This is a genomic window from Algoriphagus machipongonensis (assembly GCF_000166275.1).
Lineage (GTDB): Bacteria > Bacteroidota > Bacteroidia > Cytophagales > Cyclobacteriaceae > Algoriphagus > Algoriphagus machipongonensis.
This window is the reverse complement of sequence record NZ_CM001023.1, coordinates 3,371,476-3,398,168: the sequence shown is the minus strand read 5'-3', so window position 1 is coordinate 3,398,168 and position 26,693 is coordinate 3,371,476. Positions and strand designations below refer to the sequence as shown.

Sequence of the window (26,693 nt, the reverse complement as noted above, 5' to 3'; positions counted from 1 at the left end):
TAGTCTTGAATATTCAGGTTATTGAAAAAAATCTGAAATCATTGAAAACTATTTGAAAGCAAATGACAGAAAGAGAAGTTGATCGGATTATAGAAATGGCTTGGGAGGATCGAACTCCCTTTGAAGCCATCAAAAATCAATTTGGGGTTTCTGAATCTGAGGTTATCCGCTTGATGCGAAAAGAATTGAAAGAACGTTCCTTCAAAATGTGGAGAAAGCGTGTCAATAGTGGTGTAAGCCAAAAGCATTTGAAAAAAAGAAGTGAGGAAATATCTCGCTTCAAATGCAGCAGACAAAGAAGCATTTCCAATAATAAAATCACCTAGTGCTAGATTTTCCCACAAATACCAAAGGGATCAAAAAAAGGATAGAAAAGATCGATCCTCTGCGCTATGCGGCTTCCAGAAATTTTCAGGATGGGGCCGTGACTCAACTCTCCCCGTATATTTCCAGAGGTGTCATCTCTACGAATCAGGTTTTTGAATATATCAAAAGTTTAAACTTTCCGTGGAGCCAATGCGAAAAACTCGTTCAGGAACTTGCTTGGAGAGATTATTGGCAGCAAGTATGGCTAGCGAAGGGAGAAGCCATTTTTGAGGACCTTAAAAATGAGCAAAAGCCCGTTCAAAATCATCAAATTCCATCCGCTATAATCCAAGCGAAAACTGGAATTGAGGCGGTGGATCAGGGCATCCTAGACCTGTATCAAACTGGCTACATGCATAATCACATGCGTATGTACGTGGCCTCCATATGCTGTAATATCGCAAACTCACATTGGCTGAATCCAGCCAAATGGATGTACAGCCATTTGTTGGATGGAGATCTGGCCAGCAACCATCTAAGTTGGCAATGGGTAGCCGGGGCTTTCTCCAATAAGAAATACTTAGCCAATCAGGAAAATATCAACAAGTATTTTAATAGTGAGCAAAAAGGGACCTTCCTAGATGTAGCATATCATGAGTTTGATGAATTGAAAACTCCAGAACTTCTTTTGCAAACAGAAGAATTTACCACAAAAACCACCCTTCCAAGTATTGACAATCCTGAGTTGGAAAAGTCGAAAAGCACCTTGGTTTACAACTATTACAATCTGGATCCCAACTGGCATTCTGGGGAGGGATATCAACGCGTTTTACTCTTGGAATCCTCTCTTTTCAGCAAATATCCTGTGAGCAAAAAATGCCTTGATTTTGCCTTGTCATTAGCCCAAAACATTCCAGGTATTCAGGTCTTCGTTGGGGAATTTTCGGATTTGATAAAGCAGGTAAATCCTGAAAAATTGATTTATAAAGAGCATCCCCTCAACCTTCATTACAAAGGCCGAAAGGAACCAAGGGAATGGATTAGTAGTGTTGAAGGCTATTATCCTTCCTTTTTTGCCTTTTGGAAAAAGGTGAAGAAAGAAATCAAATTTGATTAAGCAAAAACAACATGCAGCTACAAAAAGAAGAAATAGACCAACTTGAGCGGAAGTTTCGATTGAATCTGATCAATTCCATTTCAGGTATCAAACCAGCGAATTTGATCGGGACAAAATCTCAAAGCGATCAGGAAAATGTGGCGATTTTTTCTTCTGTGGTTCATTTGGGATCCAATCCGGCCCAATTGGGATTTATCATGAGACCTCAGACAGAAATTCCACGGGATACCTATCCCAATATTTTGAATTCAGGCTTTTACACCATCAACCATATTTCAGAATCTTTTATTAAAAAGGCTCACTTCACATCTGCAAAGCTAAAGAGAGGAGATTCTGAGTTTGAAAGGATGAAATTGGAGCCTGAGTACCTGGATAATTTCTTTGCTCCGTTTGTAAAAGAAAGCGCTGTAAAGATCGGCATGAAGTATCAGGAGAGCATCCCACTGCCCAATGGATGTCTTTTTGTCATTGGTTCCGTGGAGATCATTCATTTACCTGATCACATAATTAATGAGTTGGGGCAAGTGGATTTAAACGGATATGCCGGCGTGGGAATTTCTGGTCTCAACAGCTATTACGGATTGAATAAATTGGCCACTTTTCCTTATGTGAGAGAAGAAGAGATTCCTGATTTTGAATGAAGAAAGCTGATTTGCCCTCTAAAGTTTGCCCGATCTGCAAAAGACCTTTTTTCTGGAGAAAAAAATGGGAAAAGAATTGGGATGAGGTGAAGTATTGCAGTGAAAAATGTAGAAGAAACAAATGGAATGAAAAAAGCGATTAATCTTATTTTTCCTCATCAACTGTTTTCAAAAAGTTCGTTACTGGAAAACGGGAATGAAATTTATCTGATTGAAGAATTTCTGTTTTTTAAGCAGTACAACTTTCACAAGCAAAAGATCGCTTTTCATCGTGCTTCCATGAAAGCATTTCAAAGGTTTTTGGAAAAGAAAGGGAATAAGGTTCATTACATCGATTCGAATTCCGAGCTTTCCGATATTAGAAATTTCTCGAATGAAATCGATCAAAAGAAGATCAAAGAGGTTCATTGTATAGACCCTGTAGATGATTGGCTGGAAAAAAGAATCAAGAAAATGGCTGGTTCCTGTGACCTGACATTTTATGAAAATCCCGCTTTTTTAAATTCCAAGAAGGATTTAGGAGGGTTTTTTAAACCTGATAAAAAGTCTTTTTTCCAAACTACTTTTTATAAGCAGCAGCGGAAAAAGAGAAAAATTTTATTGGATAAAAATCAGGATCCAGAAGGAGGGAGTTGGACTTATGATAAAGAAAATCGAAAGAAATACCCTAAGGGAAAAACTCCTCCACCTATTCAGTTTCCGGATGCCACAGGATTTTGGGAAGAAGCATGCAGCTATACGAAAAAGTATTTTCAGGATAATCCCGGAAAACTTAACAAGCAACCTATTTACTCTATCAATACTGAACAGGCTGAGGCTTGGTTTAAGCAGTTCTTAAAGTCTCGATTTCATGAATTTGGGACATACGAAGATGCCATTGTCAAGGAGGAATCTTACCTCAACCACAGCCTACTTTCTCCCTTGATCAATGTGGGTTTTCTACTTCCAGAATTTGTCTTGGAAGATAGTTTAACCTTTGCCAAATCAGAGAATGTACCCATCAATTCTACCGAAGGATTTGTTCGGCAAATCATCGGATGGAGAGAGTTTATACGAGGAATGTACGAGAGTAAAGGAAGCTTTTCCAGAACCAAAAATTTTTGGGGTTTCAAACGAAAGATCCCAGCAAGCTTTTATGATGGGAGTACGGGAATAGAACCAGTGGACCAGACGATTAAAAAGGTGTTGGAAACTGGATATTGTCATCATATCGAGCGTTTGATGATTTTGGGAAACTTCATGTTGCTCTGTGAATTTGATCCGGACGAAGTCTATCGCTGGTTTATGGAGTTGTTTATCGATGCCTACGATTGGGTGATGGTTCCCAATGTCTATGGCATGAGTCAGTTTGCAGATGGAGGTCTTTTCGCGACCAAACCTTATGTCGCAGGTTCCAATTACCTGAAAAAAATGAGCAATTACCCGAAAGGAGAATGGGAATCGGTTTGGGATGGACTTTTTTGGAGGTTTATTGATGCTCACTCCGATTTTTTCAAATCAAATCCCCGGCTTTCGATGATGAATCATACCTGGGACAAGATGGATCAGAAAAAGAAAAAGGCTCATTTAGAAAAGGCAGAAAAGTTTTTGGAAAAGTTGGGCGGATAGGGTCTCCAAAAGGAAGGTAAGGTCTCAGTTCTAGGTCTCAATTTTTTAGAAAGAACGAAATATTATTTTTCAACTGCGATACTATTAGAATATTCATCATTTTTTCTACCTTAAGCCAAATTATTTTAAACCCATAAACCTATGAACCAATTTAAGTTAGCCTTTTTGGCTTCTTTTCTTTTATGTGCTTTTTCTGCACAAGCTCAGGATGGAACGATCTACCCACTTGAGGCTCCTGATGAACCAAATGCCATTCTTTTAAACACCGGGGGTGTTGACGACCAGCCAGCCTCTGAGTCTTGGTTTCGTCAATGGGGAGATCCCATGGCAAGAAATATTACTACAGCAACACTTACCCCATTTCTTCCTGCACCAGGAACTGGAAATGGTACGGCTGTCATCGTCGCCCCAGGAGGTGGTTTTCGATGGTTATCCTTGGGAAACGAGGGTTGGGAAGTTGCTGAAGCTCTTGCAAAGCAAGGAATTGCCGCATTTGTACTAAAATACCGATTGCATCCGACGCCAGATTCTTTGGATGATTTTAGTGATTGGATGAATCGTCCAAGAACTCCAGCTACGCCACCTTCAGGAAATTCTGCTGGTGAAACCCCAGTAAGACCAGCTCCAATGGACTTATCGAATCAATTAGAAGATGCGGAAGCTGCCTATGCGATGATTTTGGATCGAGCAGATGAATGGGGAGTTGATATCAACCGAATCGGAATGATTGGATTTTCTGCAGGAGCAGGATTGACTATGCACTCTACTTTAAATTCCGAAACCATGAAATTGGCATTTATTGGACCAATTTATGGAGGAATGGGACCTGTGGATGTCCCTGAAGATGCACCACCAATGTTTAATGTAATTGCTTCGGATGATTTTCTGTTTAGAGGTCAGTTTGGAGTGATTGATTCATGGTATAAAGCAGGAATTCCTGTGGAGTTTCACCTATACCAAAATGGGGGCCATGGATTCGGACTTGGTAACCCAAATCGAACCAGCAACAAATGGTTTGATGCATTTATTCATTGGCTTGAAGTGAATAAATTTTTGGAAGGAAAATAAAAAGAAGTCGGAGGTAAGATTTACGAAGTACGAAGTAAGAAAGGCAAAATTCAGCTGTCCAACGAAAGTAAGTCTAAGCTGCTAGTTCGCAGTCCCAGTCCAATTTGGAATCTTCATATGAATCAAAGAAAGTGGTTTTGGAATCGATGCGATTCCCCCTTGAAGAGGGCTTGTTGATTAGTTGATAATCTTGAACAAAAGTGGGTAGGGGGATTTTGAGAAGAAATATTTGATAATATGAAGTCTAAAGCCTGCCTACCGGAGGCAGGAAGTTTGCAGCCTGCTTAACCATTGTAAAACTCAGCTGCCAGTTTCTTATCCCTTTATAGGAGTCTCAACAGCCGGAAAAATGGTTTCTTGAAACCATAGGTTGTTCTTTATATAAATCTTTACATGATCAATCATTCCTTGGAAGGAAAAATAAAATATCAGTTTTCCGCAAAATTATGGAGGCATAATTCTGAAGGAGGCTGGTATTTTATTACCCTACCTTCAGATTATTCTAATGAAATAAGAAGTAACCTTCAGTGGCAAGAAGAGGGGTGGGGGAGAATGAAGGCTATAGCTCAGTTAAAGGGCATAAATTGGAATACCTCTATTTGGTTTGATACCAAAAAGAAAAGCTATATTCTCCCTATAAAATCAGAGATTAGAAAGAAACTTTTATTGCAAGAAGATGACTTGCTTACGATGAACATTCTCATTTGAAAAAATATAATGGCACAAATAAATAACCATATTAATTATGTGGAATTTAAAGCAAAGGATTTACAGGAAATAAAATCCTTTTATCAGAATTGCTTTAATTGGCAATTTGAAGATTATGGCCCCAAGTATACCGCTTTCTCGAATAGTGGTTTAGATGGAGGATTTGAAAAATCAGATGAGGAAGCAATAAATGGGGCTTTGGTGGTATTATATCACGAGCAACTGGAAAGCGTTAGAGAAACTATTATTACAAATCAAGGAGTGATTTCAAAGGAGATTTTTTCCTTCCCCGGGGGGCGCAGATTTCAATTTATTGATCCAGCCGGAAATGAATTGGCGGTTTGGTCAGATCAATAAACTGTCCTAAAAGAAATGAATTTCACTACTGAAACTTTTTGCCCAGCCAATTCACAAGATTGGAGAAAATGGCTTTCTGAAAATCATAAAAGTAAAGATGGAATTTGGTTGATTGTCTATACTAAAAGCTCGGATTCCCCCAATTTAACTTGGAGCGAGGCCGTAGATGAAGCACTCTGTTTTGGGTGGATTGATGGAATCAAAAGACCCTTGGATCAGGATAGATACCAGCAATATTTTACCAAAAGGAAACCCAAAAGCAATTGGTCAAGAATCAATAAGGAGAAAGTTGAAAATTTGATCAAATCAGGATTAATGACGGAAGCAGGTTTTCAATGTATTGAAGTCGCCAAAGAAAATGGGAGCTGGACTTTTCTGGATTCGGTGGAAAACTTGGAAGTTCCTGCCGATCTAAATATTGCTCTGGATAAATTCACCGGAGCAAAAGACTTTTTTACGGGCTTGAGCAAATCGATTCGAAAACAAATGCTGTATTGGGTTATCTCGGCTAGGAGGCCCGAAACACGTAAAAAACGCATAGATGAAATTGTACTTTGTGCGAGCCAGGAAAAGAAGCCGAAACAGTTTTAAACTGTGTTGACAGGGTCTTAAATCATTGAATTTGTGTAAATTAGTAAGCTTTCAATGATGGATTGATTGTGATTTCCAGATTTTTTTGTGAAGTGTCTGTGTAAAAGTTAAACCTAAATTTAAATAGCATGGCAAGTGAAATGATTGTTGAAAAATCCGTGGTGATTGATCAACCCAAGGACGTTGTTTTTGATTATCTAAAATATTCCAAAAACATGGATAATTACAGCGTTTGGAATTTGAAGGATCCCAATAAGAAAACTGAGTATATTGGTAAAGATGGGACTGTTGGCTTTGTTTATAAGTGGGATAGTACCGATAAAAGTGTGGGAGCTGGGGAGCAGAAAATTGCAAATATCGTCAAAGGAGAACGGATAGAATATGAGATGAAATTTGAGAGGCCCATGAAAAATGTGGGAACCTCTAAATTTTTAATTTCCTCTATCAATGATAAGCAAACGCAGGTGACTTGGGATTTTCGAGGACCGACCAAATTCCCCATGAGTCTCTTTAAATGGATTTTTCAAAAAATGCTTGGGAAGGACTTAATGATGAGTCTGGAGAATTTAAAGAAGATTTTAGAAAAGTAAGGTTCTGAAAATGGCGTCGACGAATAAAACAACTGAAACAGAGGTTAGCGTAAGTGATTTTATTGACTCCTTTGTCAGCAGCGAGCGAAAGAAAAAGGAAAGTTTCCAACTGATTGATTTGATGAGTGAATGGTCTGGTTTTGAAGCGAAAATGTGGGGGCCAAGTATTATTGGTTTTGGGCGCTATCACTACAAATACGATAGTGGTCATGAAGGGGAAATGCCATTAATAGGTTTCTCACCAAGGAAAGCTGCTTTTTCACTTTATGTATATACCGAATCTGAGGCGAATAAATTGTTGTTAGATCAGCTCGGTAAATTTAAAATGGGAAAGGCCTGTATTTATGTGAATAAACTTGAGGATATCAATTTGCCGGTTTTAGAGAAGCTTTGTAAGGGTACTATGGGTAACCTGAATAGGAGAGGGTGCTAGGTAGCTGTAAAGTCAGAAGGTTAAAGCCTGCTTACCGGAGGTAGGTGAGAAAGCTGAAAGGCAGTTTTCAGTTGGCTTTTATCAGTGGGATAGAAATCTAATTACGTGAAACATATCTCAATAAAATATTTCAAAAATGTAAAAAAGGAGACCGGGGTTTTAAGCATCCCGGTCTTTTCTTTTAGAAATTAAAACGGTAAATCATCCTCCGATTCGGCTCCTGCAGGAACATTGGCTTTACGGTCTCCCATAAGCAAAATGCTCTGTACAACCACTTCAGAAATGTATCGTTTATTCCCTTCCTTATCTTCATAAGATCGGTTGCTGAGTTTGCCTTCTATGGCGATTTCCGAACCTTTATCAGTGTACTTGTCCAGTAAGTCTGCTTGTTTTCCCCAAGCTACGATGTTGTGCCAGGTGGTCTCTTCTACGCGCTCTCCTTTTTGGTTTTTGTAATACTCATTAGTGGCCATGGATACTTTGCCGAGTGTTTTACCCCCGTCAAGATTTTTGATTTCTACTTTGGATCCAAGACGTCCGATTAGCTGTACTCTGTTTCTTAGCGTGTTCATAATGTTTGTTGTTTTGTTGTGAAAAATTTGTTTTTCGTTTTCGCTAGAGGAATTCGATAAGCCAAAGTTGTAGGATGGGTCAGGCTTTAATCGGGAGTTAGTCGTTTGTATCCGTTTGTAGTCGTTTGTTGTCGGATAAAATTGGTTTAGAGGCTTTATAGGTAGATTATTATATCAAAAAAGTTTAGTAGGTTTAGTGAGAAAAAGGAAAGTTGCGTATATACAAGTGTTGTAGAGCATTGAGTAGATGGGATAGAGATAGTATGATAGACTCGATAGAAAAAAGTAATGAAAAGAAACATCTTCTGATTGTAGGCAAATCAGAAAAAGAGAGGCGTGAGTTTGTTGATCAACTAGTTGGAAACTCCAGTAAAGTGATCTATCGATTTCCAGCAAACATTCAAGGATTCGATCAATACATTGATCAGGTAAGAACATTATTCCCATTCATACCTGTAAACTGGTATGAACAAAATCCCAAAAAGTGGACTACAAATCAGGTATGGGACTTTCACTTAGATTGGACTGAAAACACCCATAGTATTTTGATTGTGATGGAAGAATTCGGACTAATGGAGGAGGATTGGAAAATAGAAATTCTGAGACACTACTTGATCACGTCGTATCACCAAGAGCAACCTGACAAGTCTAATGTAAATTTTCAATTGATCCTAACTCAACAGGAAGATGATCACTTGGTTGATAAGCTGAGTTCAGTCATTGAACTCAAGGAGAATGAAAAGCGATCGGCAAGACAAATGATAGAAGGAAAACTGAAAATTGTAAATTTAGACTGGGTATAAAAACGCTCTACAACATTGTGTAAGCGCTATGCTTCGGCTGAGGCCTCGCACCAGCGCCTACACTAACCGTTGTGGCCTATAAAAAAAAATTGAAAACGAGATCAAAAAAATATAAGCTTAAGCATGACTTTCCTTTTATAGAGATTTGCGGGATATGTTCATTTTTGATCCTCCTAGGTATTTCTATTAAAAGTTACTTCAATGATTTTGAAATCGATTGGTTATTTATAATTGTTGGAATTTCAGTTGGGTTGATCTTTTTCTATTGGCTGACTAATTCAAGGAACAGAACAATAATTTTTGAGAACGAAACAATAAAGATTAAACCACTGCTCAAATTTTCAGCGATAGTTTTAAAACTTAATGAAATTCAAGGATATAGATTAAAAGAGACCTATACCCGAACTGGTTTGGATTATAATATCCAATTAATAACCAAAGAGAACAAAAATTACGAATTCATAAGGGATGCTTACTCAAACTATCATAGACTCCCTGCTTATCTAAAAAATTCAGGAATTAAATATTTGGGAACTAAAGAAATTACATGGAAGTATAAATATATATATTCTCGAATTGGAGTTTATGCTTCGATCATTTCAGTTATCTTGTTTTTTCTCGTACAATTGATGAAAATATTAAAATGAATATAGGCCACAACAAAAGTTAGCCTCAAGCCTCGTTTGAAATGCAAATCGATGACTTTATGCACCAAGTACGCTTAACTCTAGGGGAAAGAAAATTGTGACCATGGTCGGCCTGAGGCTAGCCAAACCGTTGTAGGCTATAAAGACATAACCATCAAACTGAATCCAGTTGACAAATCAAATGAACTTACTTTTCAGTCGTAACTACAGATATATTGTGCGTAGCTCAGTTGACAATGTTCGCATCGACATTACCGGAATAACAGACAAACCCTGGCATGACTTTTCCGAAAATATTACGGGCTCATTAAATGATGACAATAGTTTTAAGTTTACTCACAAATGGACATTCGCTTACATCACGTGGTTTGAAAATAGCTTTGCTTATCTGACCGGAACAATCAGACAAGAAGGTGAGAAAACAATAATAAATACGAATTTGCGACCTAATTCTGGAATTGTACTTTCCTTCTACGTTTTGCTGGTTCTTTTCTTATGCGTGTTGTTCGGTATTCAAACAATGCTTAAGGGACCTAAGATTTACATTTTGCTGTTTCTCCTATTCTTTGCCCTGATTTTAGTTGGACTTATGCTCTATATGACGAATGGTCTTAGAAACAGATTTGAAAGAATTATGCAACTTAAAAGAGATGAATAACAGCCTACAACATTCGGTTTTGCTATATGGCAGTTTAACTAAAAAACCATTACCAGTTTTTCAATTTAGCTTTTGGCCTATATTCGGCTAACGAATAAGAATGTCCGCCACAAACGCAAAGCCAGCGGCTAAATCCCACAATGCTCCGCCACCGCCTTCAAAATCATATCCCTCATCGATAGCTTGGTTTCTCGGCCGATTTCATATTTGAGTTTGTCGAACATGGGAGTTGGGATTCTAAGGGAGTAGATTTTCACATCCTCAGTGTCAAACTCTTTACTGGATGTTTTTTCTTTTTGCTGGGATTCGGGGTTGATCAGCATTCCAAGTCCTCTTTTTGAAGTCCCTAGGTTTTTTATTTTAAAAGTCCGCTTGATGTGATCGACGAAATTCTTAATTTGGTTTCCACAACACCTCCTACCCCTGTGGACAATGCGAATATAGACGCAATAAGATAGTGGGAGTGCTGTAACTACAAGTGTTGTGCCTAATTGCGGAATGACAGAAACTAACGAAAAATACGAGAAAATTTTATTCAAATATCACAGCAATGTTCTGGACGAACTGACTGTTGAAACTATGTGGGCTGAAATAATTGACAAGGATAACGGAATTTACAAACTGGATAATATTCCATTCTACGGACCACAAATCGCAACAGATGACGAATTTTACGCGGAATTTGACGAATCGGAAAAAATGCTGACCTATAAAATGACAACTAAACATTCTGGGAACTCTATAATTTTAGTGGTCATTACCGAAAAAGGATTTGACAAGGAAATCATTAGAAATAGACTCAAAGAACTGGATTGCAAAAGCGAAGGATTAAGTGATTCGTACTTTTCAATGGAGATTTTGAAAGATGTAAATTATTCTCAAATCCAGAAAATATTAGCGGAATATGAGAACGATGGAATTTTGGAATATGCAGAACCCTGTCTTTCGGAAAAACATAAAACGGATTTAAAAAACAACTAGGCACAACACCGGCTTCCATGAATAATCAAAAGTTCATTTTCTAGCATTTTTTCTTTGTTTTGGCTGTTTTTGAGTTGATTGCCTGTTTTTTGGACTGATTGAAAGAAGTCAAGAATGGACAAAGCGCTGCCTTGCGGGTGGGTTGTTCACTCGCCTTGTTCTTTACTTCTACAGTATCAGTCCATATCTTGCGATCATCAAATACAAGCCATGCTTCCATCAGAGATCCATGCTATTTATGGTCTCAGTTTCCGGTTAGTTTAGTAAGTGCTCCAGCCCCATACTATAATAGAGTTCCTAATTATTGGACTCACACAGTGTTGAGAGGTCTGGAGCTTTTTGATGGGCTTGATCCAATGGTCTCTGCCACGGACTAAGTTGAATATCCTACCTGGTAAGGTTCACCCGTTTTTAGGACATGATATATTCTTGACAAGAGCTTTCTTGCTATGATAACTATGGCTCGTTTGCCGGTATGTCTTTGCAATAGTTCCTCGTATCGATTCAGCATCACCGGATCGCGTTGGACAGTGGTCCAGGCACATTCGATCAGTGAGCTTCTCAGTCCCTGATGATGGCGATAAGTCATGTATCCTTTTCGGTCTGATTCACCGCTGGAATGGACCATCGGTTTGAGCCCGATATAACTGTTGAAGTGTTTGAAATTCCTGAAACGGTTAACATCCTCTATTTCGGTGAGCAATTGTACTGTTGTCAAAGGACCTATCCCGGGAATCTGTCTCAGCAGCTTGGAGTTTGCCTTGTATTTGGATTTTCGCTGTAGCGCACGGACAGAAATGGAGACCTTCAAAAAGTGACGGTAGGTAAATTCAAACTGATCGAGCAATAAATCCATTACCAGTCTGCTGCTGTCCGAAGGGAGCTCTACGATGGCCAGCCAGTCCAGAAAATCCTTTGTCCAATAAGGATTATCGTATTTAGGAGGTGTTTCTATCCCGTTTTGAAGGAGTTTGTCCTTGATCCTGTTTTTTACTCTAACCAAGTCTGCCCAGAGCCTTTTGCGATATCGGAAGAGCTGGCGATCACCTTCTGTTTCCAGGGTAGGCACGTGGATTCCTCGCAGCAGTCCTGCACGGAGAGCTTTGGCCATTTTGCGACTATCCACAGGATCGGTTTTTTCACTACTTTCTTTATTGGTAGTGGGAAGATCAGCTGGATTGATCACCAGACATTCATATCCGAAACTCTTTAGATCCCGATAGATCCAAAAACCAAACTTACAGGCTTCATAACAGCAAATGATCTGATATTTTGGAAAAAACTTATCCAAGTAAGACTTCAAGGCTTTGGGATCAGGTGCCTGACTGAAGGTTTTATGATGGCAATTGGCTGTAATGATGCAAACGCTCCACTGGCGCTTGTGCACATCAATACCAATGAATAACTTAGGAGAAACTTCGGTGTCCATGATATATTCTTTTTGGTTCTGTCCTTAAAACGAACCAGATTATATCATGGGAACTATAGTTCATTGCTATCCCCGCCCGTACCGAACGGTACGTTCGTGCGGGTTCGGTTTACGGCGGAAAATCCTCGCGGATTTTCACGCAACGAAACCATAGCCAAACCGTTACCAGCAAAATTCAAAAACCTCGACTCAAATTGAATATTATTCATTACAAAGGTTTAAAAACACCAAAAAAGCCCTCAAAATCAGATGATAAGAATTAATCTAGAGCTTAATGATTTGAGATGAATGATAAACAAAAATTACTTCTAGGCTTTGTCTTGGGTATATTAGGAATGGTTCTATGGAACATATATTATGATTCCTATGAAAAATTATATACAATTGGTGAAGTGACAGGCACTAGTACGGGGCTTAAATCGGGTACATCAGTTCAATTTGAATTTTATCATGCTGGGAAAAAAATTGAGGGTTCAAGTTGGAAAGGCACCTATTCCGCTAAGGAAGGGCAAAAATTTATCGCGGAGTTTGGTAGAGATAAGCATTCGATTTCTTCGATTCTTTTGTATTACCCTGTTCCTGAAACATTGGATATACAGGCTCCGAGGGATGGATGGAATTCAATACCCGATGAAATTAAAATTCACAGGCTGAAGAGAACAGAGGATTTTGGATTGAGAGAATATTTTCATAGGGAATAAAATAGAAAATAGTCATTATGGAACCTTGGATTATATTGAAAAAAAATATTGTGACCAAACACGCTAAAAAATATTTAAGAGATACTGCTTGTAACAGCACCTAAGAAAACATGGGGTGGCCTGTGGGAAAAATAAGGTTATACCCCCGAACTAACATTATCTAAGTTCAAAAGCTTATCGCTTCGAAATGCCCCACGTTTCTTAGCCGCGGACCGTTGTGCTTAATGAGAAAAAAATGAATCAATTAAAAGAATTACCTATAGAATTAAGACTTCAGCACGAACCTGAAATAAATCCCTTAGGAAAAATAATTCGAGGTGTAAAACCGATTGATGAAATTACTCATTGGGTTTATGACTTCGAAGAAAACTGTGATGGTTTTTTTGAATGTTTTAACGACCCTTTCTCTGAATTAAATGAGACAAGCTATGCTAATATTGGTGCAAAATACATATTTAGAGGACATCGAGACTTTAACTGGAAATTAATCCCAACTGCATTCCGAGATTTAAATTCCAACAAAGAAAACAATAGTTTAAATGTGATAAAATCAGGAAATGGTCATTTTTTGCCTGAATTAATTGACTTTATAAATTTCATTAGAGGTTTAAATAGTTTGGGGTACAAAATCGAAGATGACTCTTTTAAATTAATTAACTCAACTTTAATTGATGATAATTTTAAAGCATTTGAGCTTATAAAAGATTTTCCAAAACCAGAACAATTAAAAGAATTAGCTTTAGCTCAACATTATGGTGTTCATACGAGATTATTAGATTTTACTTTTAATCCCAATAAGGCAATATTTTTTGCAACTGAGAAAATAAAACATCCAAACAAAGAAGATAATTCTAAAATTGGAATTTGGGCAATTCCAGAAAGATTAATTGAAATATGTCAAGAAGACTTTTATTTAAAAAGAATATTCGTTGAAGGATTTCAGAATAATAATATGGTAGCACAACAAGGACTGTTTATTAATTATTTTAAAGGTCGTTCAATTGACGAAAATCTTTTTAATAAAGAAGGCAAAATAAAATCGTTAGATAAATATTTATTTGATTGTAAAAAGAATGCTGATAACGAGCGATTAATAAATGAAAAAATTGGAAAACCAAGTTTATTTACTCTATCACATAGAGTTGCTTGGCAAGTTTTAAAAAGACTTGAAATATTAAACATTAACTGGATGACAATTCAACCAGACTTAGATGGAATAAAAAAAGAAGTTGAAAGAAAAAAAATAAATCACTAAGCAACATCGGTTATAGTAAATACGAGCTAAAGTATTGAAATGAAAGTCATTACATAAAATAATTAACTACAAATCGGACAAGGAAGTGCCTTGTAATCCCGCACTAATTTTACTCAAACCGTTGTAGCGAATATAATAAAATATGGATTTATACAAAAGCATTTGGCTTAAACCTAGAGCTACTTTTGAAGAATTAGCAGATAGAGAAAAGCAACCATTATTGGTTTTACCAATTATAGCAATCGGTTTAATTTTCGGGCTGGATGCATATCCAGATATAACCTCTATTTTTGATGAAGGAGAAAGAGTTTGGGCTTTCTTTCTAGCATTGCCTTCAGGTATTGGATTATCTTTCTTGATGCTTGGCTTAATTATCCCCGGACTTATTAAGTTATTTGGAAAGATTTGGAAAGGAAAATCCACCCTAAGAAAAATGGTAAATGTTTGCTCCCTTTCGTTATTCCCATTATGTCTCGTCCTAATTTATCAAATTTCAATTTTTGTGTTCGGACTTGAACCAAGTTTTGAAAATCTTAATTACGGGGTCATTTATTTGCTATGGCTTTGGTCTTTTGGTCTATTGATTATCGGAGTAGCTAAAATTCAAAGATTTAAGTATGGCTTAGCTTTGTTGAATATTCTAGTAAGTTATTTACCGATTTTAATTTTTGGATTGTTAAGAAATTGAAAACAGGCAAAATGAGAAAAGGATCTAACATAAGAGCAATTGGATGATAAAAAGATAACCTACATTTCAAGAGTTGAAACAATGGAAGCTACCTAACACTAAAAACCTTTTATGAAATTGTGGAAAAGGGACTAGGTGGGAAGGTGAAAATCACCATTGAACTCTGGAAAAAAGAAATACGCGCTACAACATCACCTTGGAAGACAGTGGGCAGTTCAGAGTAAAAAGAAAGTTTAGTATCTTTTAGAAGCTAGGAGTAGGCTGGTAGTGAAGATTTTCAAATGCCCGCCATCTTCAAGCTGAATCCCGTTACCACACATGAACGCCAAACGGAAACATTCATCTTTCTAGTTGGTCTTTAACTCTGAAACCTAATCCTATGAAAATGAAATTTCTGTTAACTGTACTCATAATTTCAATAACGGGACTACCATGTCTTTCTCAACAATCCGGTGAACTCTATGATGAAATAGCCAAAATGGATAGTATATACTTTTCAGCTCAGAATGCTTGCGACTTGGAAAAGTATGCATCCTATTTGTCAGAAGACTTTGAGTTCTTCCATGATAAAGGTGGATTTACAGCTTCAAAAGATGATGAAATGAAGGGTATGGCTGTTTTTTGTGGTAAAGAACAGCGAACAAGACAACCGCTAAGAAGAGAATTAATTGATGGATCTCTCAAAGTTTATCCGATGGACAACTATGGTGCATTGGAGTTTTGTAACCATGTCTTCTATTTGCAGCTTAAGAATGGAACAGAAAAAGTGGTGGGTTCTGGAAAAATGACTGCTCTCTGGAAACAGATAAATGATGAGTGGAAACTTACTCGAATTATCAGTTATGATCATCAACCACTTGCTGAGGTCGATTTGTCAGATGAGACACTAAGCAAATACGTGGGTGATTACGTGCTACCTGACAGAATCGTCAACATCAAAACCGAAGGTAAACTTTTAAGGGTCACTGATATCAATGACGGTAAGCCAGGATGGACAAAAGAATTGTTTCCAGAAGCTGAGAATATGTTTTATCTGAACTTCGAAAATGTTGTATATGAATTTCTAAAAAAAGGCTCAAATGTAACTACCCTTAACATCTATGAAAACGGGAAGCTTATTGAGGAAGCTCAACGAAGAAAATAGAACCTGTGGAAACAGATGCTAAGCCCATTCGGCATGCTTAGTTGATTGCAAAGAGCATCTGAATCCGATACATTTGAGATAAGCTGAGCCGACTTTGCCTAGCTGATCGTCATATGTAATTATAAAAGACAATGAATTTATTTAAAACCTATCCTAATTTAAGCAGACTGCTTCTGTTTGTGGTTCTAATTCTCATTGCTCTATTTTTACCAGATTTCCTGCCACTACCCCGTGGTACACAAGAAGTTTTTCCATTCATCGGACTAATATTAGTCGTATTGGCTAATTGGATTTTATATAAAACTGAAAAGAAGAATCTTGACGAATTAGGATTCAACTTCAAGGGAATCAATTTAAAATACTTGCCATTTGGGCTAATATTAGGAATAGCAGCTGTGTTAGTTGGATATAACTTAAAAAGTTTTCTGACAGGTGACAAAATAATTTTTCATCAAAATATTAATTACCTGGATATATTAAAAAATCTCTATTGGATTTTACCAACAGCTGCGGTACAGGAATTTATTTGCAGAAGTTATGGATACAAAAAACTGATTTCAATCTACAATTTGAGAATAGCCAACTTAGTTGCTGTTGTGGTTTTTGTATCCATGCACAACATTTTTAACATCGGGGTATTTGGAGCAATATTTTATGCAATTTCAATAGTTATTGGACACTTTGTATTTGCAAATGCTCTTTTAAAATCTGGAACAATTTTTTTTGCTATTGGAATCCATTGGGGTAGTAACATTGCAAATAACCAGTTATTTACTGAAGAAAAATTATCCACTTCAATTCTGTTTCTAGAAAAGGTAATTCAAGAGGAGCCAACTGGATTTAACCCGTTAGGGATTTTACTTTACATCATCACCTTGAATATAGGGTTTATATTGTTGTGGATATTTCTTAATAGATTCAGAAAATGAAAGAATAAATAATAACACTACACACAGCAAAAACAACTAAGAAAACATGCTTTTTGGGACACGTTTCTTAGCCTTGAAAGCCACACACCATATGAAAAGAGAATTCGTCCTATCAATAATAATTAGTCTTATATTTTTATCATTAGGCTTCGCATTGTTGCATTTCGAACTTATTGGATATGGACTTTCATTTTTTGTGTTTTTACCTTTTGCACTTGGGTATATATTGGGAAAATCAACCTTCAAGTCAATCAGCCTTTGGGGGCTGATTATTTCCCTTGCCATTTTTTTTATTCTACTCTTAGCTGGAGAGCTTGAAGGTATGGTATGTATCTTATTGGCTATGCCGTTAATATTGATTGCAATTGGACTTGGAGCATTTGTGAAATACTTGATTAAGAAGAACCGAAACAAGGATAACCAAGACAACTTAATTAAAAGCTCAATTTTACCCCTCTTCCTCTTTCTGACATTTGCATTTATTGAAACTGAACTGACAAAAAATGAGGAATTTATCATAGAGGTCAAATCAGAGATAGTTCTTCCTTATTCTCCCATTCAAGTTTATGAGACCATCAAGTCTGTTGACACACTTGATGCGGAAAAACCTTTCTTAATGAAACTTGACTTGCCAATACCTCAAAAGTGTGTGCTAGAAGAAGAGAAGGTTGGCGGAATAAGGATATGCTATTTTGAAGGTGGGAAGATAGTTGAAAAGATAACTGAGCTGGAAAGAGGCAAACTATTGAAAATGGATGTAATCGACTATCAATTGACTGGAAGAAAATGGCTGGGTTTTAAAGAGGCAATCTATCTTTTTGACGAATTAGAAAAGGGACAGACTAAAATGACAAGAATTACAACATATACCTCTGAGCTTTATCCAAGATTTTATTGGAAACCCTTAGAAAAAATCGGGATTGAACAAGAGCACGAATATGTCTTTAGAAACTTGAAAAAAGATTTAAAGAATAATTACGGTGGGTAACCAAGCGTATTGTTCATTTCCCACTAGATGGAGTCAGGTCAATCTTAGCACTGGGCTTAGTTTGCTTCAAAACACAATTAACATGTGATTTTGTCATTGCTTTCTTACTAAAAATCACCAAACATCCATCTCCGTCAAACCTTTTGATCTTAAGCAATTTCAAGTTTATACCCTTTTCCCCGTTTAACAGCAATCTTGATATTAGGGTCTGGTTTCAATTTTTTTCTGAGTTTTGAAATAAACATATCAAGACTTCGGCCCACGATCACACCTTCATCTTCCCATATCTCTTTTTGTAGCCGGCTTCGCTCTATTACTTCGTTAGGAGACAAAGCAAAAATATGCAATACACGAGTTTCAGTTTTAGTCAGCTCAATGGTCTCTCCATTAATCAGAAGTTTTTGGGACTCTACATCGAAAGAAGAGGATCCCAAACTGAGCAAATCCTTATTTCCATTGTCGGAAGTTGACTTTCTCGGCTTGACAGATTTCAAAAAAATAAATCCGAAAAATGCTAATGCCATAAGAGAACCAATTAGGAACTCATTTTTTGAGAAAGAAATAGCTGCTGGTTTAAATTGAATGTTGATCGTGTAGTTTCCAAGTGGTTGGACTCTACCTAAGCAAGCTTTAATGTCATCTTTCTTGTTTTTGGAAATAGCATATCCAAAAATTACACTGGCCTCGGCAGGGTTTACCACGCTTACCACATAATCACGCGGAAAGGGGCTTTCGGCTAACAATCGTTGGATCGTGTTTACAAGGGAATCGGCTTGGAAAGTAAGCTCATTCTCAAAACTGATCTGATATTCATTTTCGGCGATCTTTTCTATTGGAAGCACCCGTGAGGTACTATCGCCTGATTGCAAGAGTATTTCATGCCCGATTTTTCGAAGCAAAACTTCTTGCCTAGCAAGATCAAAGTCATCATTGCCCACCATGTTAAACCCCACGCTCGCCAAAGAGATAATAATCAGTAAAACAGATCCCAACAGGTAGTTACGTTTTTGGGAGAGGAGTTTTTGCAAGAGATCCATTCTGTCAATAGTTTATTTACAAAGTTTACATTCTTCTTTACAATTAGGATTCTTCTGATAGTTAATATCAAAGTAGATTCGCTGAATCAATCATTGTAAGGTAGTAAAAACGATAAAATGATAAAATACGTTTCCGCTCTCACTTTATTCTTGACGCTTGTTCTGTTCGCTTCTTGTGGACCAAGCAAAACCAAAGATGCACAAGAGAATTCTGATCCTGTGGCAATAAGCTCTGAAATTAAAGTCCAAACTACCTCTCAAGGACCTAAAGCGATCACTCGTACGATTCTTCAAGATAAAAATGGTGATATATGGATTGCTACTTTTGAGGGTGTTTATCGATACGATAACGAACAGAAAAATTTCATCAATTTGACCAGCGAAGTGAGTTCGGCTCGCTTCTTTTCTATTTTGGAAGATAGCAAGGGTGCTATTTGGCTGGGCTCCATTGGGTCTGGTGTTTATTATTATGATGGAGAAGGCTTTCAAAATTTTACAACCGAAGACGGACTTTTGAATAATGAAGTCACGAGTATTTACGAAGACAAATCCGGCAATATTTGGCTCGGTGTCAATGGAGGATTAAGCCGTTTTGACCCTTCGGCAGTACTCAGGAAAAGTGGAAAAGTCCAAGCTATTGGAGAATCAATCCTTCAAAATTTTATAATTGAAGAAGACTCAATCAGGGAAGATCATACAGGGAAAATCATTCCTGATTTTTCACGTCCTCCAAATGAAGTGACTTCTATTGTTGAAGACAAAACAGGTAATCTTTGGGTTGCCACTAGGGGTAATACCTTTATTTATGATAGGGAAAAATTCACCCCTGTTACTTACCATGGTAAACCTTTCAAGAATGTTCGATCACTTCTTAAGGATTCAAAAGGAAATATTTGGCTCGGTGGCAATGATGGTCTTTGGCGCTATGAACCTTCGGCTTCGCTCAGTGCAGGTAGCGGTACATTTACTAATTTCTCACAGAATTTTGTGGGTTATATGATTGAAGATAGTAAAGGAGACATTTGGATGGGTTCAGAAGGAGACAAAGGCTGGATACTTTCCCGCTATGAAGGACTTTCATTGTCTCAGGACAAGATTAAGGTGGCCGAAATAAATCCAATTAAAGGAAAGATGCTTTTTGGGATGATGGAAGCCAATGACGGAAGTATGTGGGTTGGATCTTTAGATGGGGTATATCGTTTTGATCCCAACGTTCCTGTCGAAAAGGAAAATACCAACCAATAAAAAGCTAACTCAAAATTTAAGTCTATTTAAAAATGAAAAATAAAAGAACCGTATTCTCTTGCCTGATTATTCTTTTAGCGGGTGTTACTTATTTTGCAACAGAAGCTCAACAACCTAATAACACCCAACGTGCTGACTTTTCCGGGGTATGGAAATCCAAGGAGTCGATAAGTATGGGTGGAAATATTGTTTGCAGCTTCGACGCTGGTGATCGTATGCTGGCGAATACCATGAAAATAACACAACAGCCCACTTTTCTTACTATTGCGACATCAAGTTCCTTTCCTGGTGAGGTGCCGGTTGCAGGTACTGAAAAACTGACCTTTGATGGTAAAGTCGGCCAAATTGATCATGGGCCTGATAGAGGGAAGAAGTTTAGCTCAAAATGGTCTACCGATAGGCAAACACTGACTGTTAATTCCACCGTTCACCTGATGATTCATAAGCCATATAAGGAAAACCCTATGGAACAAATGCTTGTATATGTAACGGAGGTTTGGGAATTGAGTGATGATGGCAAGACGATTACGATTCAGGCCAAAGCGAAATCAGATTCCTTAGGGGAAGAACGTTCTTGGACTACTGTGTTTGAAAAAGCTAATTTGCACTCAAATATCAATAAATGAATAAGATTGAAGCTTTGAATGAAAGCCTAGACCGGGTAAAAACAGAAATATACAATGAGTTATCTTTCAAAATTTCAGAACTGAAGAACGAAGGGGAGGGGAAAGAATATGATGCCTGTCAATTTAAATTGAATAGACTGAAGATAATCTGTAGGAGTTCTAAAATAACACCCAAAAAATCAGGGCAGTTTGTGACTTTTTGGAAGCGAAATCTTCTTGGAATAACTGAGCCTTTTTCAGAATCTGACTCATTTGATTTTTACCTAATCAATGTCACATCAGGAGAACGTTTCGGTCAATTTGTATTCCCAAAATCCGAATTGATAAAGAAGGGAATTGTTACCTCAGAAAGAAAAGAAGGGAAGAGAGGTTTTCGGGTTTATCCACCTTGGGACAATACTCAAAATAAACAAGCGGAAAGAACTCAAAAATGGCAATTGTCTTACTTTTTCGAGATTGGAAAAATGACCGATTTGGAGAAAGTAAAACGCCTGTATTTGAATACAAAGTAGGAACAAGTTTATTTCTATTACAGTGTCCTGAAACCATCAGAACAAACAATTCTCACTATTTTCCTGACCCAATTTTTTAATCAATCCCATCAAACCCCAATTACTTTTTCATATGTTGATGTTCGTCAAAAACCCTGATGAGAGCTTTATTTTGAAACGTTGATTTTTTAGGTTTGCGGCAAAAAAAGCAAGGCATGATCTGTGAGATTGAGAATAAGATTATAGAGGAGTTCAATTCAACCAATATTTTACCTCAAACTCCCTTTTGGGTACGAGTTAAAAAGGATCAGGGATTTGTCCCTCACGGGTTTGAATTAACCATATCAAAGGACCTCTATAAATTGCAAGAGATCAAAAAATAGGAGTTCTGGAGTAGATTGATTGCAATTGAGGGGTGAAATTTTTACGATTCAATTCTATCTGGTAGTGTATCAACTTCTTAGAAGTTTAAAATTTAAATCTTTAATTATTTTTGGGTTAACTATGGATAAAAAAGGACAAAAAGTGGAAGAATAGGTATTTATATTCCTTTGAAAACATTAATTTGTTTGAGTCTATTAAATTGTTGATTTGAACCTAGTTGCAATGAATTTTTACCGGACTGCACTTGTATTTTTTGTCAGCCTCCTATCCCTCAATTTTGTTTTGGCTCAGGATAAGCCAAAAAAGGAGAAATTGACCATGGAGGTTTTTCGAGATTCATTGGATAACAAGCTTGATCTCAGTGATTTCTTAATCAATTTTCATGGCTTTATTCCTGTGGCACAAATTGTTACAGAGCCTGCATTAGGAGGTATTGGAGTGGTTTTCTCTCCTATATTTATTAAACCCAATAAGAATCAAAATCTGGGTGAATTTGTACCTCCGGATATTACTGCTGCATTTGGTGGGATTACCGGAAATAAAACTTGGGGAGTAGGTGCAATGCGCATAGCTTCCTTACCAAAGCAACATTTAAAATATAGAGTTGGAGCGGCATATGGAGATGTAAACATGGATTTCTATAGGGACTTGCCAATGGTAAGTGAGCGTAAGTTTGGCTTTAATTTTAACACCACTGCTGTTTTTGCTTCGGTACTTCGGCAGATTGGAAAAACCCAATTATTTGTAGGGCTGGAATATCTATACTTGAGAAATAAAGTTCGTCCTGATTTCGGCTTAGAAAACCTTCCAGAATTTGCAACTGATAAATCCCTGGATAATAATCTGAGCAGTATTGGAATAGCGATGGAATATGACAAAAGGGATAATGTCTTTACGCCAAATAAGGGACTCTACATCGTCTCAGATTTTAAGATGAATGGTTCCTGGACAGGTAGTGATTATGAGTATCAAAATCTAAATATCGCAGCATTTCAATACCTTCAATTGGCTCCAAAATGGGTGAGTGGCTTTAGGTTGGAAGGAAGAATGCAATTTGATGATGCACCATTTTACTTGAAGCCTAGTGTTTCCTTGAGGGGAGTGCCTATGGCCCGATATCAAGGGGATCAGACTTACCTTGTAGAAACGGAACAGCGGTATGATATTACTGATCGATGGAGCGTTTTAGGGTTTGTAGGAACGGGTAAAGCTGTTACGAAGGAAATATCCTTTTCAGAAGCTGATTTGGTCTATAATTATGGAACTGGATTCAGGTATTTAATAGCCCGGAAGTTTGGAATTAGAACAGGGGTAGATGTGGCTTGGTCCAACAATGATTTGGGTTGGTATATAATTTTTGGTTCAGCCTGGAACAATAGAAACTAAACAGAGACAAACCATTTTTTTAACTTTAGATTTAAAGTTTTTAAGCAACCCAATTGATCAGATTTTGAATCTTGATGCTGAATTTGTAATCTCACAAATATGAAAACTACGGCTGAACACAATGAGCGAATAGCGAAAATGACATTTGCATCAGTGTATCCTCATTATGTAACCAAAGTTGAGAAGAAGGGCAGGACCAAAGAAGAATTACATCAAGTGATCGAATGGTTGACTGGCTTTGATGAGAAAAAATTACAAGAAATGATCACAGCGAAATTGACGTTTTTCGCCTTTTTTGCTGAAGCAAATCTCAATCAAAATGCAAACCTGATTACCGGTTTGATTTGTGGGTATCGTGTGGAGGAAATTGAAAATCCTTTGACTCAGCAGGTAAGGTATTTGGATAAGTTGGTCGACGAACTGGCCAAAGGAAAGAAAATGGAGAAAATACTGAGGTCAAGCTAGATTTAGCTCAAGATTTTCTCCGCGGTGATTGGTAAATTTTTCACCCGCTTGCCACTTGCTTGGTATACTGCATTGGCGATCGCTGCTCCTGTAGGCGGCATAGAAACTTCTCCGCCACCTTCTGCTTTTTCTTCAGGTCGGTCTATCATGGCTACTTCCACTTGAGGAACATCTATAAATCTGAAAATGGGATAATTAGACCAATTTTTACTGCTTATTTTATCTTTCTCAAAACTTACTTGCTCAAGCAGCGTCCAGCTGGCAGCCTGGATCATTCCGCCTTCATATTGGTTTTTAATTCCGTCTAAGTTGATGATTTGACCTACATCACCTACTCCCCACAATTTTTGAAGTTCGATTGTCCCTTCATTTTTATCTACCTTAATTTTAGCGGCAACAGCTGCATAGGCAGTATTATTTTTGTACCGGGAAAAGGCCATTCCTACACCTTCTCCATCACCCATATTTTCCGAGCTACACATCTGCTGAAGCTTCTGGATTACAGCGATGGCTCTTGGATCGTCTAGTTGCTTTATTCTGAATTCAAATGGATCTATACCTGCTTTTTCTGCCAGTTCATCCATAAATGACTCAATAGCAAAAATATTAGAATAGGACCCTAAGCTTCGCAATGAGGAAATACGTAATGGACCATCAAAAAAATGGGCATTTACCTGCATGTTAGGGAAAGAGTAATAGGGATCAGCGTTTCTATGTCCTCCGCCCAAATAACCTCTTCCTTTCAGTTGAACAGGGTTTTCTAGGTACCTAGCATCTATAAGTGTGGCAGGATCTCTATCGGGACGCAAGCTATGTGAGTCAGTCCAAATATCTGATTTCCAAGTGCTGATTCTCCCTTGATCATCCAAACTCGCCTCCATTTCCATGATCATTGCAGTGCCATAAGGCTCCCAGGTATGTTCGTCTTGTCGGGACCATTGAACTCTCACATGTTTTCCTGGATATGCCAAAGCCAGAATTGCTGCATCGGCAGCAGCATCATCAGCAGTGCTATGCCCAAAACATCCAGCTCCGGGTGCTGAAATCACATGAATATCATTTTCATCCATATTGAGCATGGCAGACATCGCCCTCCTCATTGGATAAATTCCTTGACTATGTGACCAAACAGTCAATTTCTTCCCATCATAGAGAGCAATGCCACAAGCAGGGCCAATGGAGCCATGCATGATGTAGGGCTTGGTGTATTTTGCTTTAAATAGATTTTTGCCTTCCGAAGCGGAAAGAACATCTCCTTTATTTCGGATTTCTCTGGAAGGCTCAGCGATAGATTTTAAATGATCAAAAAGTTGCTCTTCGGCTGGTAGGTTGGTTTCTGAAGTCCATTCAGAATTCTGCCTTAAATACGCTACAGCTTTTACAGCCTGAAACTCTCTTTCTGTAATTACCCCAACAAAACTTCCACTCACATGGGTCTTTAAAACGCCTGAAACGGCAGCATTTAGACCTGATGTGTTTAAACTGTCTAGCTGGGCTTGATAGCTTGGGGGGCGCAATACTCTTGCATGAACCATTCCCGGAAATCGAAGATCTTGAATATAAACTTCTTCTCCCCGAACCATTTTTGGAATATCCTTTCTTGGAACGGATTTGCCTACATAGCGATATTCAGCATAGTCTTTAATTGAGACAGGTTTGCTGACTTCCATGTCAATCTGTGCTCCATCTAAAATTTCTGCAAAGTTTAAGCTCTTGTTTCCTGTTTTGGTTTTCACTTTTCCTCCATAGAAAATCAAATTTTCTACACCTGTATTTAGCTTATTACTGGCCAGTTCCAAAAGTTTTTGTCTGGCAGTGGCAGCGGCATACCTTACGGCCATAGCACTACCCGGGATCGAGCCACTTCCTGAAGTAAATCCTTCATCAGGGGTTACTTCTGTTTCAGCTAGGTGAACTTCCACCTGTTCAAGTTCCAAATCCAATTCTTCCGCAGCTACTTGGCAGACTGCCATTCGAATCCCCTGACCTAGCTCTACCTTGCCAGAATAAATAAGCACAGAGCCATCTTCAAGTACCTGAAGCCAAGCATTAACCTGAGAGGCATCTCTTAGATTTCCAGGAAAATCACCTTCGAAATCCACTCTGGAAGCCATTTTTTGTTCCTGCTCAGCAAAACAGGAGCTGAGTAAAGGGAATCCCACGCTGATATATCCGATCTTTCTAAGAAACTTTCTTCTGGAGGTTTTGGGTAGCTCAATCATGATTTGGGATTAAAGTTTTTTAGAGGCAGTTTGAACAGCCTTAATTATTCTTGAATGAGTACTGCAGCGACAAAGATTTAATTGAAGGGCACTTCGAATCTCTTGGTCAGTTGGTTTGGGATTATCATTTAGCAAACTCACGGAGGCCATTACCATTCCATTGAGGCAGTAGCCACATTGCGCAGCTTGTTCCTCGATAAAGGCTTCTTGAACAACATGAAGTTTTCCATTTTCACTTGCCAAACCTTCTATCGTTGTGATTTTTGATTCTCCTATGCTTGAAATAGGTCTCATGCAGGAAGTAGTAGCAACACCATCTATCAATACCATGCATGCACCACACTGGGAGAGGCCACATCCGAATTTTGGTCCGTTGAGTTCTAAATTATCCCGAAGGACATATAGTAAGGGCGTATCATCTTCGGTCTCTACGGTTTTTTGAGAGCCATTGATATGTAGGATATATTGGGGCATAGTCAGCTGTGTCAATTTCTAAGATAAGGAATTGATAATTTAAATAGTAGGGAATCATTATAAACGGAGGTTGGAATTTTGATCTCTGGTTAAATCTTTCAGATAGTAAAAAATATGAGTTGAATTGGGGATAGTCTTTTGTTAAATTA

At 37.8% G+C, this 26,693-nt stretch carries 32 protein-coding genes; 26 read left to right on the top strand and 6 right to left on the bottom strand.

Annotated elements, in window-relative coordinates; all coding sequences use genetic code 11:
- Window positions 1–62: 62 nt before the first annotated feature.
- The 11 genes from ALPR1_RS14285 (at window position 63) to ALPR1_RS14240 (ending at window position 7,419) form a co-directional block, all read left to right on the top strand.
- Complete coding sequence (locus tag ALPR1_RS14285) at window positions 63–326, top strand: TIGR03643 family protein (protein ID WP_008201716.1); 264 nt, start codon at window positions 63–65, stop codon at window positions 324–326.
- The gene (locus tag ALPR1_RS14280) at window positions 326–1,423 is read left to right on the top strand and encodes an FAD-binding domain-containing protein (RefSeq protein WP_008201715.1); all 1,098 of its coding nucleotides are present in this window, start codon (window positions 326–328) and stop codon (window positions 1,421–1,423) included. The genes ALPR1_RS14285 and ALPR1_RS14280 overlap by 1 nt, the downstream gene beginning before the upstream one ends.
- Before the next feature lie 11 nt (window positions 1,424–1,434).
- A complete protein-coding gene (locus ALPR1_RS14275; RefSeq protein ID WP_008201713.1) occupies window positions 1,435–2,064 on the top strand; it encodes a flavin reductase family protein in 630 nt (209 codons plus the stop codon).
- Complete coding sequence (locus tag ALPR1_RS20570) at window positions 2,061–2,207, top strand: DUF2256 domain-containing protein (RefSeq protein ID WP_008201711.1); 147 nt, start codon at window positions 2,061–2,063, stop codon at window positions 2,205–2,207. Before ALPR1_RS14275 ends, ALPR1_RS20570 begins: the two co-directional genes overlap by 4 nt.
- Window positions 2,191–3,672, top strand: a complete 1,482-nt coding sequence (locus ALPR1_RS14270) for a cryptochrome/photolyase family protein (RefSeq protein ID WP_008201710.1) — start codon at window positions 2,191–2,193, stop codon at window positions 3,670–3,672. Before ALPR1_RS20570 ends, ALPR1_RS14270 begins: the two co-directional genes overlap by 17 nt.
- Window positions 3,673–3,813: 141 nt before the next feature.
- Entirely contained in the window at window positions 3,814–4,740 is a 927-nt protein-coding gene (locus ALPR1_RS14265; protein WP_008201709.1) for an alpha/beta hydrolase, read from the top strand.
- A gap of 393 nt (window positions 4,741–5,133) precedes the next feature.
- On the top strand, window positions 5,134–5,448 hold the full coding sequence (locus ALPR1_RS14260) for a DUF1905 domain-containing protein (RefSeq protein ID WP_008201708.1): 315 nt from the start codon (window positions 5,134–5,136) through the stop codon (window positions 5,446–5,448).
- Between the two features lie 9 nt (window positions 5,449–5,457).
- The gene (locus tag ALPR1_RS14255; RefSeq protein WP_008201707.1) at window positions 5,458–5,805 is read left to right on the top strand and encodes a VOC family protein; all 348 of its coding nucleotides are present in this window, start codon (window positions 5,458–5,460) and stop codon (window positions 5,803–5,805) included.
- A 15-nt stretch (window positions 5,806–5,820) separates the two neighbouring features.
- The gene (locus tag ALPR1_RS14250; protein ID WP_008201706.1) at window positions 5,821–6,396 is read left to right on the top strand and encodes a YdeI/OmpD-associated family protein; all 576 of its coding nucleotides are present in this window, start codon (window positions 5,821–5,823) and stop codon (window positions 6,394–6,396) included.
- A gap of 128 nt (window positions 6,397–6,524) precedes the next feature.
- The gene (locus ALPR1_RS14245) at window positions 6,525–6,986 is read left to right on the top strand and encodes an SRPBCC family protein (RefSeq protein WP_008201705.1); all 462 of its coding nucleotides are present in this window, start codon (window positions 6,525–6,527) and stop codon (window positions 6,984–6,986) included.
- A gap of 10 nt (window positions 6,987–6,996) precedes the next feature.
- Window positions 6,997–7,419 carry a DUF1801 domain-containing protein gene (locus tag ALPR1_RS14240; protein ID WP_008201704.1) on the top strand — a complete coding sequence of 141 codons (423 nt, stop codon included), beginning with the start codon at window positions 6,997–6,999 and terminating at the stop codon, window positions 7,417–7,419.
- A gap of 188 nt (window positions 7,420–7,607) precedes the next feature.
- Here the strand turns inward: ALPR1_RS14240 and ALPR1_RS14235 are convergent, their stop codons facing one another.
- Window positions 7,608–7,991: a single-stranded DNA-binding protein gene (locus ALPR1_RS14235; protein ID WP_008201703.1), complete on the bottom strand. Its 384-nt coding sequence runs from the start codon at window positions 7,989–7,991 to the stop codon at window positions 7,608–7,610.
- Window positions 7,992–8,203: 212 nt separating this feature from the next.
- Between ALPR1_RS14235 and ALPR1_RS14230 the strand changes: the two genes are divergently transcribed.
- Both ALPR1_RS14230 and ALPR1_RS14220 read left to right on the top strand, forming a co-directional pair.
- Window positions 8,204–8,794 carry a hypothetical protein gene (locus ALPR1_RS14230; RefSeq protein WP_237701551.1) on the top strand — a complete coding sequence of 197 codons (591 nt, stop codon included), beginning with the start codon at window positions 8,204–8,206 and terminating at the stop codon, window positions 8,792–8,794.
- Between the two features lie 828 nt (window positions 8,795–9,622).
- Window positions 9,623–10,099 (top strand): hypothetical protein, encoded by a 477-nt coding sequence (locus ALPR1_RS14220; RefSeq protein WP_008201697.1) that lies wholly within the window; start codon window positions 9,623–9,625, stop codon window positions 10,097–10,099.
- 128 nt (window positions 10,100–10,227) lie between these two features.
- On the opposite strand, the gene ALPR1_RS14215 is transcribed toward ALPR1_RS14220, so the two are convergent.
- Complete coding sequence (locus ALPR1_RS14215) at window positions 10,228–10,422, bottom strand: hypothetical protein (protein WP_008201696.1); 195 nt, start codon at window positions 10,420–10,422, stop codon at window positions 10,228–10,230.
- A 175-nt stretch (window positions 10,423–10,597) separates the two neighbouring features.
- Between ALPR1_RS14215 and ALPR1_RS14210 the strand changes: the two genes are divergently transcribed.
- Together ALPR1_RS14210 and ALPR1_RS14205 are read left to right on the top strand one after the other, a co-directional pair.
- Complete coding sequence (locus ALPR1_RS14210) at window positions 10,598–11,080, top strand: DUF4265 domain-containing protein (RefSeq protein ID WP_008201694.1); 483 nt, start codon at window positions 10,598–10,600, stop codon at window positions 11,078–11,080.
- A gap of 188 nt (window positions 11,081–11,268) precedes the next feature.
- Window positions 11,269–11,457 carry a hypothetical protein gene (locus tag ALPR1_RS14205; protein WP_153231819.1) on the top strand — a complete coding sequence of 63 codons (189 nt, stop codon included), beginning with the start codon at window positions 11,269–11,271 and terminating at the stop codon, window positions 11,455–11,457.
- Here the strand turns inward: ALPR1_RS14205 and ALPR1_RS14200 are convergent.
- The gene (locus tag ALPR1_RS14200; RefSeq protein WP_008201692.1) at window positions 11,454–12,509 is read right to left on the bottom strand and encodes an IS110 family RNA-guided transposase; all 1,056 of its coding nucleotides are present in this window, start codon (window positions 12,507–12,509) and stop codon (window positions 11,454–11,456) included. The genes ALPR1_RS14205 and ALPR1_RS14200 overlap by 4 nt on opposite strands.
- 284 nt (window positions 12,510–12,793) lie before the next feature.
- Between ALPR1_RS14200 and ALPR1_RS14195 the strand changes: the two genes are divergently transcribed.
- The 6 genes from ALPR1_RS14195 (at window position 12,794) to ALPR1_RS14170 (ending at window position 18,214) form a co-directional block, all read left to right on the top strand.
- Window positions 12,794–13,210, top strand: coding sequence for a hypothetical protein (locus ALPR1_RS14195; protein WP_008201688.1), 417 nt, complete (start codon window positions 12,794–12,796; stop codon window positions 13,208–13,210).
- Window positions 13,211–13,445: 235 nt separating this feature from the next.
- Window positions 13,446–14,465 (top strand): FRG domain-containing protein, encoded by a 1,020-nt coding sequence (locus tag ALPR1_RS14190; RefSeq protein ID WP_008201687.1) that lies wholly within the window; start codon window positions 13,446–13,448, stop codon window positions 14,463–14,465.
- Between the two features lie 142 nt (window positions 14,466–14,607).
- Window positions 14,608–15,153 (top strand): Yip1 family protein, encoded by a 546-nt coding sequence (locus ALPR1_RS14185; RefSeq protein ID WP_008201685.1) that lies wholly within the window; start codon window positions 14,608–14,610, stop codon window positions 15,151–15,153.
- A 385-nt stretch (window positions 15,154–15,538) separates the two neighbouring features.
- On the top strand, window positions 15,539–16,297 hold the full coding sequence (locus tag ALPR1_RS20410) for a nuclear transport factor 2 family protein (protein WP_161599235.1): 759 nt from the start codon (window positions 15,539–15,541) through the stop codon (window positions 16,295–16,297).
- A gap of 131 nt (window positions 16,298–16,428) precedes the next feature.
- On the top strand, window positions 16,429–17,226 hold the full coding sequence (locus ALPR1_RS14175) for a CPBP family intramembrane glutamic endopeptidase (protein WP_008201683.1): 798 nt from the start codon (window positions 16,429–16,431) through the stop codon (window positions 17,224–17,226).
- A gap of 91 nt (window positions 17,227–17,317) precedes the next feature.
- Window positions 17,318–18,214, top strand: coding sequence for a polyketide cyclase (locus ALPR1_RS14170; RefSeq protein ID WP_153231818.1), 897 nt, complete (start codon window positions 17,318–17,320; stop codon window positions 18,212–18,214).
- 149 nt (window positions 18,215–18,363) lie between these two features.
- On the opposite strand, the gene ALPR1_RS14165 is transcribed toward ALPR1_RS14170, so the two are convergent.
- Entirely contained in the window at window positions 18,364–19,251 is an 888-nt protein-coding gene (locus ALPR1_RS14165; protein ID WP_008201681.1) for a winged helix-turn-helix domain-containing protein, read from the bottom strand.
- 117 nt (window positions 19,252–19,368) lie between these two features.
- Here ALPR1_RS14165 and ALPR1_RS14160 point away from each other — a divergent pair, with 117 nt between their 5' ends.
- From ALPR1_RS14160 to ALPR1_RS14140, 5 genes are all read left to right on the top strand, one after another.
- Window positions 19,369–20,496 carry a ligand-binding sensor domain-containing protein gene (locus ALPR1_RS14160; RefSeq protein ID WP_008201680.1) on the top strand — a complete coding sequence of 376 codons (1,128 nt, stop codon included), beginning with the start codon at window positions 19,369–19,371 and terminating at the stop codon, window positions 20,494–20,496.
- A gap of 32 nt (window positions 20,497–20,528) precedes the next feature.
- Entirely contained in the window at window positions 20,529–21,122 is a 594-nt protein-coding gene (locus ALPR1_RS14155; RefSeq protein WP_008201679.1) for a hypothetical protein, read from the top strand.
- Window positions 21,119–21,634 carry a MepB family protein gene (locus ALPR1_RS14150; protein WP_008201678.1) on the top strand — a complete coding sequence of 172 codons (516 nt, stop codon included), beginning with the start codon at window positions 21,119–21,121 and terminating at the stop codon, window positions 21,632–21,634. Before ALPR1_RS14155 ends, ALPR1_RS14150 begins: the two co-directional genes overlap by 4 nt.
- Before the next feature lie 585 nt (window positions 21,635–22,219).
- Entirely contained in the window at window positions 22,220–23,383 is a 1,164-nt protein-coding gene (locus ALPR1_RS14145) for a BamA/TamA family outer membrane protein (RefSeq protein WP_008201675.1), read from the top strand.
- Between the two features lie 99 nt (window positions 23,384–23,482).
- Window positions 23,483–23,848 carry a DUF2200 domain-containing protein gene (locus ALPR1_RS14140; RefSeq protein ID WP_008201674.1) on the top strand — a complete coding sequence of 122 codons (366 nt, stop codon included), beginning with the start codon at window positions 23,483–23,485 and terminating at the stop codon, window positions 23,846–23,848.
- A gap of 2 nt (window positions 23,849–23,850) precedes the next feature.
- On the opposite strand, the gene ALPR1_RS14135 is transcribed toward ALPR1_RS14140, so the two are convergent.
- The gene (locus tag ALPR1_RS14135) at window positions 23,851–26,070 is read right to left on the bottom strand and encodes a xanthine dehydrogenase family protein molybdopterin-binding subunit (RefSeq protein WP_008201673.1); all 2,220 of its coding nucleotides are present in this window, start codon (window positions 26,068–26,070) and stop codon (window positions 23,851–23,853) included.
- A 9-nt stretch (window positions 26,071–26,079) separates the two neighbouring features.
- Window positions 26,080–26,544 carry a (2Fe-2S)-binding protein gene (locus ALPR1_RS14130; RefSeq protein WP_008201671.1) on the bottom strand — a complete coding sequence of 155 codons (465 nt, stop codon included), beginning with the start codon at window positions 26,542–26,544 and terminating at the stop codon, window positions 26,080–26,082.
- Between the last annotated feature and the right edge of the window lie 149 nt (window positions 26,545–26,693).